The 14,084-nt window shown below is 35.8% G+C and carries 12 protein-coding genes and 1 pseudogene; all 13 read left to right on the plus strand.

All coding sequences use genetic code 11. The annotated features are described in order from the left end of the window. Positions 1 to 8 precede the first annotated feature (8 nt). Positions 9 to 749 (plus strand): 2,3-diphosphoglycerate-dependent phosphoglycerate mutase, encoded by a 741-nt coding sequence (gene gpmA / locus C8C76_RS10745; RefSeq protein ID WP_108141513.1) that lies wholly within the window; start codon positions 9 to 11, stop codon positions 747 to 749. A gap of 259 nt (positions 750 to 1,008) precedes the next feature. Continuing rightward, positions 1,009 to 2,151 carry a S1C family serine protease gene (locus tag C8C76_RS10750; protein ID WP_108141515.1) on the plus strand — a complete coding sequence of 381 codons (1,143 nt, stop codon included), beginning with the start codon at positions 1,009 to 1,011 and terminating at the stop codon, positions 2,149 to 2,151. Positions 2,152 to 2,245: 94 nt separating this feature from the next. Then, positions 2,246 to 2,935 carry a response regulator transcription factor gene (locus tag C8C76_RS10755; RefSeq protein ID WP_108141517.1) on the plus strand — a complete coding sequence of 230 codons (690 nt, stop codon included), beginning with the start codon at positions 2,246 to 2,248 and terminating at the stop codon, positions 2,933 to 2,935. Continuing rightward, positions 2,928 to 4,325 (plus strand): HAMP domain-containing sensor histidine kinase, encoded by a 1,398-nt coding sequence (locus C8C76_RS10760; protein WP_108141519.1) that lies wholly within the window; start codon positions 2,928 to 2,930, stop codon positions 4,323 to 4,325. The genes C8C76_RS10755 and C8C76_RS10760 overlap by 8 nt, the downstream gene beginning before the upstream one ends. Before the next feature lie 46 nt (positions 4,326 to 4,371). Further along, entirely contained in the window at positions 4,372 to 7,017 is a 2,646-nt protein-coding gene (polA, locus tag C8C76_RS10765) for a DNA polymerase I (RefSeq protein WP_108141521.1), read from the plus strand. After that, positions 6,995 to 7,840 carry a bifunctional DNA-formamidopyrimidine glycosylase/DNA-(apurinic or apyrimidinic site) lyase gene (mutM, locus tag C8C76_RS10770; protein WP_308812606.1) on the plus strand — a complete coding sequence of 282 codons (846 nt, stop codon included), beginning with the start codon at positions 6,995 to 6,997 and terminating at the stop codon, positions 7,838 to 7,840. The genes polA and mutM overlap by 23 nt, the downstream gene beginning before the upstream one ends. Positions 7,841 to 7,855: 15 nt before the next feature. Then, positions 7,856 to 8,404 (plus strand): annotated as a pseudogene (gene coaE / locus C8C76_RS15530) (dephospho-CoA kinase); the annotation flags it as partial. 54 nt (positions 8,405 to 8,458) lie between these two features. Then, on the plus strand, positions 8,459 to 8,836 hold the full coding sequence (mgsA, locus tag C8C76_RS15535; protein WP_375135319.1) for a methylglyoxal synthase: 378 nt from the start codon (positions 8,459 to 8,461) through the stop codon (positions 8,834 to 8,836). 21 nt (positions 8,837 to 8,857) lie between these two features. Continuing rightward, positions 8,858 to 9,469: a lytic transglycosylase domain-containing protein gene (locus tag C8C76_RS10780; protein WP_108141537.1), complete on the plus strand. Its 612-nt coding sequence runs from the start codon at positions 8,858 to 8,860 to the stop codon at positions 9,467 to 9,469. A gap of 244 nt (positions 9,470 to 9,713) precedes the next feature. Then, positions 9,714 to 11,540, plus strand: coding sequence for an ABC transporter substrate-binding protein (locus C8C76_RS10785; protein WP_108141527.1), 1,827 nt, complete (start codon positions 9,714 to 9,716; stop codon positions 11,538 to 11,540). A gap of 114 nt (positions 11,541 to 11,654) precedes the next feature. After that, positions 11,655 to 12,686 carry an ABC transporter permease gene (locus C8C76_RS10790; RefSeq protein WP_108141529.1) on the plus strand — a complete coding sequence of 344 codons (1,032 nt, stop codon included), beginning with the start codon at positions 11,655 to 11,657 and terminating at the stop codon, positions 12,684 to 12,686. Positions 12,687 to 12,692: 6 nt separating this feature from the next. Then, entirely contained in the window at positions 12,693 to 13,568 is an 876-nt protein-coding gene (locus C8C76_RS10795; RefSeq protein ID WP_108141531.1) for an ABC transporter permease, read from the plus strand. Positions 13,569 to 13,606: 38 nt separating this feature from the next. Beyond that, a partial coding sequence (locus C8C76_RS10800) for an ABC transporter ATP-binding protein (protein ID WP_146161863.1) occupies positions 13,607 to 14,084 on the plus strand: 478 nt, incomplete at its 3' end.

The raw sequence follows: 14,084 nt of genomic DNA on the forward strand, positions 1-14,084 counted from the left end.
GTGGTTTGATGAAAATTGTACTGGTTCGTCACGGGGAAAGTGAATGGAATTTAGCCAACAAATTTACAGGTTGGACAGATGTTGATTTGAGTGAGCAGGGAGTTAAAGAGGCAGAAGAAGCAGGTCGTTTATTAAAAGAAGAAGGTTTTAAATTTGACCTGGCCTATACTTCATATCTGAAGAGAGCTACTAAAACTTTAAATATAATTTTAGATATTATGGATTTACACTGGATTCCAGTTATTAAATCCTGGAAGTTAAATGAGCGTCATTATGGTGCTCTTCAGGGACTGAATAAAGCAGAAATGGCCGAAAAAGAAGGGGCAGAGCAGGTTCATATCTGGCGCCGCAGTTTTGACACCCCACCACCTGAATTAGATAAAGATGATGAGCGTTATCCCGGTCATGAAGAAAAATATGCTGAACTTAGTGATGATGAGCTCCCAACTGCAGAAAGTCTCAAGATGACAATTGATCGAGTTATGCCTTACTGGGAAAATGAAATTGTTCCAAATATGAAAGAAGGTAAGAAAATAATTATCTCTGCTCACGGCAACAGTTTAAGAGCCTTGGTAAAGCATTTAGATGGTATTTCTGATGAGGAAATACCCTCAGTTAATATTCCGACAGGCAGACCCTTAGTTTATGAATTTGATCAGGAAATGAATGTTAAAGATAAATATTATTTAGGTGATCAGGAAGAGATAGAAAAAGAAATGAATAAAGTAAAGAATCAGGCAAAAAAATAATTTAATCTAAATTTAATTTTTGCTTAATTATTCTTTAATTTCTTTCTGTTATATTTTAATTGTAGCCTGAAATAAGACAAATTATAATTTAATAATTTTAATTGATGCTGCAGTTAAATCTAAGTTTTTTAAAGTTTTAACTCAAAACAGAGAGAAATTCCCTCCTTGAGATATTTAATTTATTCCCCATTTAAATGGGGAATAATAAGTGTTTTGAGTAATTTAAACTTAATAAAAATCTAAAAGGAAGGTGTTAAAGGTGAAAAAGCCCAAAAACTTATTTAAACGAACATTATTAGCTTTAATTGTAATTTCTTTAATGATGACTATTGTTCCTACAGTATATGCTCAAGAAAATTCATCTCAGAATATTTATCAAACAAATCATTTTGCAGATATTGCTGAAAAAGTTGATAATGGTGTTGTAAAAGTTACTGCAACGGTAAAAACCTCAGGCGGTCAGCAGATGCCAGAGATGTTTAATGATCCATATTTCAGATTCTTTTTTGGGGATCAGTTTCAAATGCCAGAACAGCAGCCTCGAGAAAGAAAGGGCTTTGGTTCTGGTTTTATAGTTTCCAAAGATGGATATATAGTTACTAATCAACATGTTATTGATGGTGCGGATAAAATAGAAGTTTCAATTAATGGTGTTGAAGAAGCAGTTTCAGCGGAAGTTTCCTGGTCAGATTTCAGCCTTGATTTGGCAATTTTAAAAATAAATACTGAAAAAATAGATCAAAAACTCAGCCCCTTAAAAATGGGTAATTCTGACAAAATTAGACCTGGAGATTGGGCAATAGCAATTGGAAACCCTTTAGGTTTTGAACACACTGTTACAGTAGGTGTGATTAGTGCTTTAGGTCGACCAATTCAGATTCCAACAGATGATAGAAAGGTTAGAACCTATCAAAATTTAATACAGCTTGATGCAGCAATAAATCCTGGGAATAGTGGTGGACCTCTGCTTAATAATAAAGGAGAGGTTATTGGTATCAACACAGCTGTCTCAAGAGCTGGTCAGGGAATTGGTTTTGCAATACCAATTAATGAGATTAAGGGAATTGTAACTGAACTTCAAAATACTGGAGAGGTTACTCGACCCTGGCTTGGAATTGCTTTTAGTGAAATAACAAAAGAAGTTAAAGAATATTTCAAATTAGATAATCAAAAAGGTGTAGTGATTATTGAAGTTTATAAGGGTAGTCCAGCTGAAAAAGCAGGACTTAAAGCATATGACATAATCAAAGAAATTGATCAAAAGCCTGTTGAGTCTACTTCAGATGTAAGTGAATTAATTAAAAGTAAAGAAGTTGGAGACAAAATAATGTTTAAAGTTATACGAAATGGCCAGAGCAAAATTTTATTTGGTAGGATCGGTGATAAACCAAATGATCTTTAAATAAAAATACAGTATTATAAGACCGGGCTTTAAAAGCCCGGTTTTAATGTTTAACTTTAAGTAAATACTTGATATAATGAGAGGGGTGACTAAATTGGATAAAAAAATATTATTAATAGAAGATGATTCACAAATTGCAAGGTTTGTTGAGTTAGAGCTTGAACATGAAGGTTATAAAGTTAAAAAATTTGACAATGGATATGATGGTATTAATATTTTAAAAGAAGAAAAATTTGACTTATTATTACTAGATATCATGCTTCCGGGTCAAAATGGTTTAGAAGTCTGTAAAAGAATCAGAGAATTTTCAGATATACCAATTATTATGTTAACTGCAAAATCTGAGCTTGAAGATAAGGTAGAAGGTTTAGATACCGGTGCTGATGATTATTTAACAAAGCCGTTTGAAATTGAAGAATTATTAGCTAGAATCAGAGCTCATTTAAGAAGAGATGAGGGAAAGGTTGAATCAGATAATATATTAAAAACTGCTGATGTTGAAGTGAATCTGGATGCTCATATTGTTAAAAGAGCTGGTGAAGAGATTGAATTGACTAAAAAGGAATATGACCTTTTAGTTTATTTAATTAGGAATGAAGGTATTGTTGTCAGTAGAGATAAATTATTAAATAATGTTTGGGGCTATGATTATACCGGCGAAACAAACATTGTTGATGTATATATTCGATATTTGCGCAGTAAGATAGACGATCCTTATGATAAGAAGTTAATACATACCGTGCGTGGTGTCGGTTATGTTTTGAGGTCAGATAAGAATGTTTGATTTTGTTAACAAAAAGAGTAAAATTTCCTGGAAAATAACAATTTTATATGCTTTTATGTTTATGATGCTTATATTTTTAATTAATCTATCAATTTATTTTTTTCTTTCCAGTTTTATTGATGATAATATCAAAAAAAGTATAAACAATACAACTGAGCTTGTTCTCTCACAGTTTTCAGGAATCGGTGATCCGGTTAATTTTTTCGATACAGATTTACTGCAGCAGATAAGCCGCAGTGAGGAAAATATTTTTTTCCGTGTACTTGATAAAGATGGAAAAGTTAATGCGCAATCTAAGTATTTAGAAGAGATGGATATCCCAATTGGGGTTGAAATTGAAGAATTCCGCACTGGTTCAAAAATTCTTGCAGTTAAAACTATTCCGATGAATAATTTTGTTTTTTCTCGGGGCTACCTTCAGGTTGTTAGAGATATTACATTTGAAAAAAACTTTCTTGATTTTCTTATTATAGTTCTAACTATTGCTGCTGGGATTGGAGCTCTAATTTCTGTCTTTTTAGGTTACTTTACTACCAAAAAAATGCTTTCACCGATCAATAAAGTTACTGAAACAGCAAGAGAAATTAGCTCCAGTGATTTAGGGCGAAGACTTGAAGTTAGCGGTCCTGATGATGAATTAAAGAAACTGGCACTAACTTTTAATTCAATGCTTGATCGACTGGAGAAATCTTTTAAAAGACAGAAACAGTTTGTTTCTGATGCATCTCACGAATTAAGGACTCCAATTTCTGTGATCAAAGGTTATGTTGATCTGCTTGACCGCTGGGGTAAAGAAAAAGAAGATGTTAGGGATGAAGCGATAGAAGCCATTAAAAAAGAGACTGTCAATATGAAACAGCTGATGGAAAATCTTTTGCTTTTAGCCCGCGGTGATGATAGTGAGTTAAAAAAAGAAGAGGAAATGTTTAATTTTAATGAGCTGATAAAAGAAATAATCAAAGAATTTGAGCTGATGGAGAAGAATATTAAATTAAAATTTGCTGAAGAAGCAGAAATAAAATTTTTTGGTGATCAGAATCTTTTCAAACAGCTGCTCAGGATTTTTCTGGATAATGCTGTAAAGTTTACTTCTCAGAAAGGTGAAATTGAGATTAGAATCGATAGAATTGATTCAGATAACTTTTATTTTTCTATAGCAGATGATGGACCCGGAATTTCTACTGAGGATTTGCCCTTTGTTTTTGACCGCTTTTATCAGGCAGATAAATCACGGACCAGAAAAGAAAATGAAGGCTCTGGACTTGGTTTAGCTATAGCCCAGCAGATTGTTGAAAGTTATAGTGGGGATATTGATGTTGAAAGTGAAGTTGGAAAGGGCACAAAGTTTTTTGTTCATTTACCAGCAGCTAAAAATAATAAAAGTAGTTAAGCAAATACAATAATTAAATAGATGTTTTAAATGGGAGTTGATTTTTTTGTCAAAGAAAGAAAATAAGGAGAAAAAAACACTTTTTTTACTGGATGGACACAGTTTAACCCACCGTGCTTTTTATGCACTACCCCTTTTAACCAATGATGAGGGAGAATATACAAATGCAGTTTTTGGCTTTGTGAGGATGCTCTTTAGCCTCACAGACGAATGGAATCCAGATCGGATGATTATTACTTTTGATAAAAAAGCACCTACTTTTAGACATGAAGAATATGAAGATTATAAAGCAGGTAGGAAAAAAATGCCGGAGGAGCTTGTTCCTCAAATTCCACTTCTGCAGCAGACTATAGAAAAATTAAAAATACCTATGCTGGCAAAAGAAGGTTATGAAGCGGATGATTTGCTGGGGACTCTTTCCAAAGAGGCAGCAGAAGAAGGTTATATGGTTTATATCGTTACAGGTGACAGGGATGCTCTGCAGCTGGTTTCAGAAAATGTAAATATATTATATACCCGCAAAGGAATCTCTGATCTGGTGAAATTTGATTTAGATAAGGTAATGGAAAAATATGAACTGCCGCCGGAGAAGCTTATTGACCGTAAGGGTCTGATGGGCGACAGCTCTGATAATATTCCAGGTGTGCCTGGAATTGGTAAGAAGACAGCTCTAAAATTACTTAAAGAATTTGGCTCAATGGAAGAAATTTTAGCCAATATAGATAAAGTTTCTGGCAAAAAAAGAAAAGAAAATTTAAGAAAATACACTGAACAGGCAAGAATGAGTTATCGTCTTGGTAAGATTAAACGTGATGTTCCGGTAGAAATCGATTTTGATGAATGCCGGCTTGATTCATATGATGATCAGGAAGCGGCAGAACAGTTTGAAAGACTGGGCTTTACCTCCCTGCTTGACCGTTTTGACTTTAAAGAGGAAATGAATTTTAAAGATTTAGAGGTAGTTAATTTGGATCAGGCGGGATTAGAACAACTAAAAGAAAAGGCAGCTGCAGCTGGCGAAATTGCTGCTGCAGTTAAATTAAAAGAGGGAACTAAAGCGATTCAGGGAGAAATTGAAGCTGTTATTTTTAGTCTGGAAGCTGAAAGTCAAATTTATTCTTATCAGCTAGAAAGCGAAAAAATTGCTGAGGAAATAAAAGATATCTTTTCAGCAGCAGATATTGCAAAGCTGATGATTGATGCTAAAGAAGCTTCTCTTGCTCTGCTAAAACAGGGGATAGAAATTATAAATATCAGTTTTGAGCCCCTGCTGGCATTTTATTTACTCCAGCCTTCTTCCTCCTTACCTGAGCTGGAAGAGGTATTAAGTAGGGAGTTAACAATTAGTTTTGATGAAATTGAAAGCAAAGATAAGCTGCTGGTTGAAATTTCTAAGCTCTTTGAATTAAAAGCTGAGCTGCTGCCGAAGTTAGAAAAAGATGAGCTGCTTAAATTATACCAGGAAATTGAACTGCCTTTAATTAAAGTGCTGGCCCGGATGGAAGCTAATGGTGTTAAAGTTGATAAAGAATGGCTTGACAGCCTCTCAGAGCGCCTGGGAAAAAGACTGGATATTATAACCGAAAAAGCACATCAGCTGGCTGGTGAGGAATTTAACCTGAATTCTCCCAAACAGCTTGGAGAAATTTTATTTGAAAAGTTAGGCTTACCTGTAATCAAAAGAACTAAAACAGGTTATTCGACAAATGCCAGTGTTTTAGAAAAATTGGAAGGCAAACATGAGATTATCCCTTTGATATCTGAGTACAGGGAATTAGCTAAGTTAAAGTCAACCTATATTGACTCACTTCCACCTCTGGTTAATAAAGAGACAGGTAAAATCCACACTTCTTTTAATCAGATGGTAACAGCTACCGGGCGTTTGAGCAGTACAGATCCTAACCTGCAGAATATTCCAATTAGAACAGAAGAAGGAAGAGAGATTCGTAAAGCTTTTATCCCTTCTAAAGAAGACATGCTGCTGCTGGCTGTAGATTATTCGCAGATTGAGCTCAGAGTTTTTGCTCATTTGAGTGGAGATCAAAAACTTAAAGAAGCTTTTAACAGTGGAGCAGATATTCACACAGAAACAGCAAGTGAGGTTTTTGAAGTTGAGCCGGAGGAAGTATCTCCAAATCTGCGCCGCCATGCCAAGGTCATCAACTTCGGTATTGCCTATGGAATGAGTTCTTATGGTTTAAGTCAGGACCTTGATATCCCAGTCGAAGAAGCTCAGGATTATATTGATAAATATTTTGAACGCTTTTCTGGAGTTAAAGAATATATGGATCAGACAATTAAGAAGGTTAAAGAATGTGGCTATGCAGAGACTATGTTTGGACGCCGCCGCTATATACCGGAAATCAACAGCAGTAATTATCACCGCCGCTCCTTTGCCGAAAGAACAGCAATTAACACTCCAGTTCAGGGGACAGCTGCCGATATTATGAAAAAATCGATGATCGATGTTTATAATGCTCTTAAAGACGAAGATTTAGATTTAAATATCCTGCTCCAGGTCCATGACGAACTGGTTTTTGAAGTAGCAGAATCTGATTTAGAGAAGGCAGCAAAATTGATTAAAGATAAAATGGAAAACACCGCTGAACTTGATGTACCACTGCTGGTAGATCTTCAGACAGGAGAAAACTGGAGAGATAAGAAAGATTATGAGGTGGATAAAGATGCCTGAGCTGCCGGAAGTGGAAACAGTTGTTAAGGGATTAAGACCTCTGGTAGAGGAGAAGATAGTTACCGGGGTAGAGATTAGAGAAGAAAAGATGATCGCTTTTCCGGAAGATAATATCCCTGCTTTTAAAGAAGAATTAATCGGCTCAAAAATTGAAGCTGTTAACCGCAGAGGTAAATATATTATTTTTGAATTAAATAATAATAAAAATATGGTAATTCACCTCAGGATGACCGGTAAACTTTTAGTTAAAGAGGTTAAAGAATATAGAGATAAACATACTCATGTAATTTTTAGCCTCAATGACGGACAGGAAATTCGGTTTAATAATATCCGTAAATTTGGCCGGGTTTATTTAATCGATAAAAACCACCCTGAACAGGCTGGAGGTCTGTCAGAACTGGGGCCGGAACCTTTAAGTGATAAACTAAGTGTTGACGATTTCAGAAAATTATTTGAGGGACGGAGAGCAATTATTAAGTCTCTGCTTTTAAATCAGCATTTTGTAGCTGGAATCGGTAATATTTATGCAGATGAAATTCTTTTCCGCTCGGGAATCAGACCTGATCGAACAGCAGATACCTTAACTGAGTCTGAAAAAGAAAAAATCTATCATAATATGCGGGAAATTCTGCAGAAGGGTATCATTTATGGAGGGACTTCCTTTAGTGATTATGTAAATGCCTTTGGCGAAAAAGGATCTTTTCAGGAAGAATTAAGAGTTCACCAGCGTCAGGGAGAAGAATGTTACAGCTGTGGAACTATTATAGAAAAAATAAAGGTTAGTGGACGCTCAACATATTTTTGTCCTCAATGTCAAAAATAGAGAAAGGGGATAATTATGATTATTGGTTTAACAGGCGGAATAGCAACCGGGAAATCTACAGCTGCTGAATATTTAAAAGAAAAAGGAGCCAGAATCATTGATGCAGATCAGATTTCTCATCAAATTAGCCGCAGAGGGGAAAAGGGCTGGCAGCTGGTTGTAGACGAATTTGGGGATCAGATTCTTAAAGATAATGGAGAATTTGATCGTGATAAGCTGGGGGAAATTGTTTTTTCTGACCCCCAAAAAAGAAAAAAATTGGAATCTCTTCTCCACCCACTGATAATTTATGAAATGAAAGAGCAGGCTCATCAATATTTAAAAAATGATGAAATCGTTGTTTTCATGGCGCCTTTATTATATGAAGCGGGATTGGATCGCTTTTGTGATCAGATCTGGGTTATTTCCAGTTCAGAAGCAGAGCAGATTAAGAGAATGGAAAAAAGAAATAATTTCAGCCGTGAGGAAGCTTTAAATAGAATAAAAGCTCAGATGCCGCTTGCTGAAAAAGAAGAAAAAGCAGATGTGGTAATTGAAAATAATTCGACAATAGCAGATTTAAAAAATAAAATTGATCTATACTGGGAGAAAGTATTGAAGGGAGTAGATGCTAAATTGATTAGAATTGCTTTAATAGCTCATGATGAGAAAAAAGAGGATATGATTACATTTGCTAAAAAGCACAGGGAAGTTCTGGCAAAAATGCGTTTAATTGCTACCGGTACTACCGGTCAGCGTTTAATTGATGAGACCGGCCTGGATGTAGAAAGAATGGCCTCTGGACCAATCGGAGGGGATCAGATGATCGGAGCAGAAATTGCTAAAGATCGACTTGACGGGGTTATTTTCTTAAGAGACCCCTTAACAGCACAGCCCCATGAGCCGGATGTAAGTGCTCTTTTGAGGCTCTGTGATGTTCATGAAATACCCCTGGCTACCAATCTGGCAACCGCAGAAATGATTATTCACTCTCTGGCTGAGAAGAATAGGGCTTAAATTGAGGGAGGATCAATGCAGTTGGAGAGCAAATACTTAACTAAGGTGATTATATTTTTTCTTTTATCTATCATATTGTTTACTGCTGCAAATAACAATTTTGATTTCTGGACAATTAGAAGAAATTTGGAGCCGGTTAAATATCAAAAAGAAATTGATAAGTACGCTGAAGAATTTTCTCTAGAACCAGAACTGCTGGCAGCAATTATTTATGTTGAAAGTAGATTTGATAAATACTCAATTTCTCCAAGAGGGGCAGTTGGTTTAATGCAGCTGATGCCAGCTACAGCTCACTGGGTTGCAGAAGAATTAGGGTATGAAAATTTCAATGTAAAAGATCTGGATAATCCTGATCTAAATATTAAATTTGGCAGCTGGTATTTTGCCTATCTCTATCAGAAATTTGACCAGGATCTTATAAAAACTATCGCTGCTTATAATGCCGGGGAAAGTAATGTTAGGAAATGGCTTAATAATGGTTGGAGTGCTGATTTGAAAGAAAAATTGCCATTTTCGGAAACAGATAATTTTGTCAGAAGGGTTCTTTCAACTAAGGATTACTACAGTGGAAACAATTTAAAAATATATAGTTTATCGAATTTTAATCTTTTATTCGCTAATTCAGCTGAGTAATTTATCACAAAAAGAAATTATTTCTTTTTCTGAATAAAAATGATATATAGTTGGATACAACTTGATTTTTTCCGTAAATAATTATATAATTTAAGTTAGTAAAAAATTTAAGTTTTAATTATTAAATTTAGTTTTTCTTTTTAAAATAACAGATACATCTGATAAGGGGGTGTAAATTTAAAAAGAGAAGAGATTAGAGATTAGAGAGTATAGATAACTAAAAAATTAGGAGGGAATTTCGAGTATGCAAAAAAAATTAGTAGTATTTTTAACTTTATTATTAGTAGTTTCAGTATTTTCCGTAGTAGGCGCACAGGAAGAAGTTAAAAGCCCTGACACATTTACTTATGTAACTATTGGTGATCAGAGCACCTTAGATCCTCATTTTGCTTATGATACAGGTAGTTCAGAATTGATTTATCAAGTTTATGAAACTTTAATTGATTATGAAGGAGAAAGTGTACAGGACTTTGTTCCATTATTATCTACAGAAGTACCAAGTCAGGAAAATGGCTTAGTATCTGAAGATGGTACAGAGTATACTTTCATTATCAGAGAGGGAGTAGAATTTAGTAATGGTAATGCTTTAACTCCAGAAGATGTAAAGTACTCTTTCTTAAGAGGTATGGTAAGTGACCGTTCTGGTGGTCCTATCTGGATGTTATATGAGCCTCTATTCGGTGCTGGTTTTGCTGGTTTATCTGACGTTACTGCAGATGTAGTGGGTGTAGAAGATCCAAAGCAGTTAACTGATGAGCAGGCAGAAGAAGTTTTAGCCGCACTTGACGAAAAGATTACAATTGATGGTAATGAGGTTACATTCCATTTAGCTGCTCCATATCCACCATTTTTAAATATTGTAGCTAAAGGTGCTTCCTGGGGTTCAATTTTAGATAAAGAATGGTCAATTGAACAGGGTGCCTGGGATGGAACAGCAGCAGAAATTGCTGATGCTCATGATCCTGTAAAAGAAGAAGACCCATTATTTGATAAGATGATGGGAACTGGTCCATTTATTTTAACTGAATGGGTAAATGGAGATAATGTTGTTTTCAGAAGAAACGATAATTACTGGAGAGAGCCAGCTAATTTCAAGACAGCAATTATCAGAAATGTTGATGAATGGTCAACACGTAAATTAATGTTATTACGTGGAGATGCTGATATGATTTATGCTCCAACTCAGTACAGAGCTCAGGTAGAATCTGAGGAGGGAGTAACAGTAACAACTGGTATCCCAGTACTTCAGAACATGAATATGATTTTTAACTGGGATATAACAACAGAAGGTAATAACTACATTGGTAGTGGAGAAATGGATGGAGAGGGTATCCCATCTGACTTCTTTGAAGATGAAGATGTTAGAAAAGCCTTTAGTTATTCATTTAACTATCAGGCATTCCTAGAACAGGTAAGAATGGGAGAAGCAATTCAGTTAAGAGGTCCAATTGTAGATCCTTTATTAGGTTATGATGAAAACTCTGATGTTTACAGTTTAGATTTAGAAAAAGCTGAAGAACATTTCCGCAATGCATTTGGTGGAGAACTCTGGGAAACTGGATTCACTATGGATTTAGTATACAATAGTGGTAATGATCCTAGAAAAACTGCTGCAGATATGTTGAAGAGTTACATTGAGAGAATTAACCCTAAATTCAACATTAATGTACGTGGAGTTCAGTGGTCAACTTATTTAGATGCATCAGTTAGAGGTACTTTACCTGCTTCCTTTGGTGGCTGGTTAGCTGACTTCCCAGATCCACACAACTTTGTTCAGCCTTTCTTAGATAGTGCTGGATATTATGCAGGTAGACGTGGAGATACTTATAAGGAATGGGCTGCTGAATCAGGTATCGATGATTTGATTTCTGAAGGTATTTCTACAACAGATCCAGAAAGACGTGAAGAAATCTATAAAGAATTACAGCAGATGTCAATTGATCATGCTATTGACCTCTGGATTGATCAGCCAACAGGCTCTAACACAAGAAGAACATGGGTTGAAGGCTGGTATCCTAACGCTATGCGTCCTGGTGTAGATTTCTATTCTATGGATAAAGTAGCTGAATAATTAAAAGATAATTAGTTTAATAAAGAAATTAGTCAGGGAGGGAGACCTCCCTGCTAATTATGTTAGGGAAAGAATTTAGGAGTAAATTAATATTTAAGGAAGGAGAGTTATGAGTTGGTAAATTATATTATTAGACGTTTTTTAATTCTTCCTTTCATACTGTTTGGTGTTACGGTACTTGTATTTTCAATGATAATGATGCTTGGACCTTATCAGAGATTGAGTACATATATTAATGACCCTGCACAGTTAAAAGGACAGGATATGGATGAGTTAGTTTCAAAATATGGTCTTGATGATCCTTGGTATGAACAGTATGGTCGCTGGATAGGAGGAGTTTTACAGGGTGATTTTGGCTGGTCAGAATCAGCCGGACAGCCTGTTACGGAAGCAATTTTTAGCCGTTTTCCTGCTACGCTTGAGTTAGCTTTATTTGCAGTGATACCGGTTGTTATGGGAGGTATCTGGCTGGGGGTGCTCTCGGCGGTTCACCATAACCAAAAATTTGATCATATAATTAGGATTGTCTCTACAGTTGGTTGGTCATTCCCGACTTTTGTTTTTGGTTTAATGGTTTTAATGGTTTTCTATGGGGTTTTAGGATGGTTCCCGCCCGGAAGACTTGGAGCTGACGCAGCTGCTATTGTTAGATCTGCAGAATTTATTCAGTATACAGGTCTAAATGTTTTGGATGGTATTTTGAATTTAGAATTTGGAGTCGTCGTTGATTCATTCAGACATTTAATTGGTCCAATTGTTACTCTGGCTATTGTCTGGTGGTCATATATTTTACGTATTACACGTTCAAGTATGTTAGAAACTTTACGTAAAGATTATATTAGAACTGCAAGGGCAAAAGGTGTGGCAGAAAAATTTGTAATTAATAAACATGCAAGAAGAAATGCCTTGATTCCTGTAGTTACAGTTGCTGGACCTATGGTACTGGGCCTCTTAGGAGGAGTTGTTATAGTAGAGTCTGTATTTGGCTATCGAGGTATCGGCCAGTATGCTGCTCAGGCTGCTCAACAACTTGATTATTCGGGTATTTTAGGTGTTGCAATGTACTTTAGTTTCTTATTAATCTTGATCAACTTAATTGTAGATGTTTCTTATGCTGTAATTGACCCACGGATTAGATTGGAGTGATGGTAAGTGGAATGGAAAGAAATTTTAGGTAGGTTATTAACAAATAAGTTATCTTTATTTGGACTTATAATAATATTATTTTTCGTACTTGTTGCTGTATTTGCACCTTTTTTAGCACCACCTAGGTCACCAGAGGATGCATATGAGATTCCAAGAGCTGGTTGGCAGGTAGAACCGCAGCCGCCGCGAGAGGGTTATCCTTTTGGAACTGCTCAGGGATCATATGATATTTTCTATGGTATGGTCTGGGGAACTAGAACAGCTTTTAGAATTGGTGTAATAGTCGTTGGTTTAAGTTCGTTTATTGGGATTAGTATTGGTACAATTTCTGCCTATTATGGTGGAAAAATTGATGAATTTTTCATGCGGATCACAGATGTCTTTATGTCTATTCCCTTTTTAGTTGCGGCAATGGTTTTGACAACTATTTTAGGTAAGGGTTTAGATAATGTTATGATCGCTTTAGTAACATTTGGCTGGATGTCAACAGCCCGTTTAATGCGGTCACAGGTTTTAGAAATTAAAAATGAAGAATTTGTACAGGCATCAATTGCCCTCGGTGCTAAGGATCATAGGATTATATTTAAGCATATAATTGCTAACTGTATTTTTCCGGTTTTAATCCAGGCATTTATGAGAATGGGTTCTATGGTTATTACTGCATCAGCCCTAAGTTTCTTAGGTGTAGGTGCTCCTGAGGGATATGCTGACTGGGGACAGATGATTACTTTTGCTCGTGACTGGATTCTTGGAGGTCAGGGCTCTGCTCTTAAGTACTGGTATACTGTTGTGATTCCAGGTGCTGCAATTATGTTCTTCAGTCTTTCCTGGAACCTGCTTGGTGACGCATTCCGTGATATTTTAGATCCAAAATTAAAGTAATTACTCATATTTTTAAATTAAGAGGGTAGGTGAATTTTTTGAGTAAAGAAGCATTAGTAGAAGTTAAGAATTTAAAAACATATTTCTATACAGAAGAAGGAGTAGTTAAGGCGGTAGATGGTGTTGATTTTGAGATCTATCCCGGCGAAACTTTAGGTGTTGTAGGTGAGTCTGGCTGTGGTAAAAGTGTTACCTCTTTATCAATTATGAGGCTGGTCGAATCACCTCCCGGCAGAATAGAAGCTGGTGAAATTAATTTTGGCGGCAGAGATTTAACAAAAATTCCTGAAAAAGAGATGAGAAAAATTCGCGGTAATGATATCTCAATGATCTTCCAGGAACCGATGACTTCTTTAAATCCTGTTTATACTGTTGGAGATCAGATTATGGAAGCAATTATTCTTCATAAAAAAGTTGATAAAAAAGAAGCCAGACGCCAGGCAATTGATATGCTGCAGAAAGTAGGTATTCCGCTGCCTGAACAGCGTGTAGATGAATATCCACACCAGTTATCAG

This window comes from Halanaerobium saccharolyticum (assembly GCF_003053565.1).
GTDB lineage: Bacteria > Bacillota > Halanaerobiia > Halanaerobiales > Halanaerobiaceae > Halanaerobium > Halanaerobium saccharolyticum_B.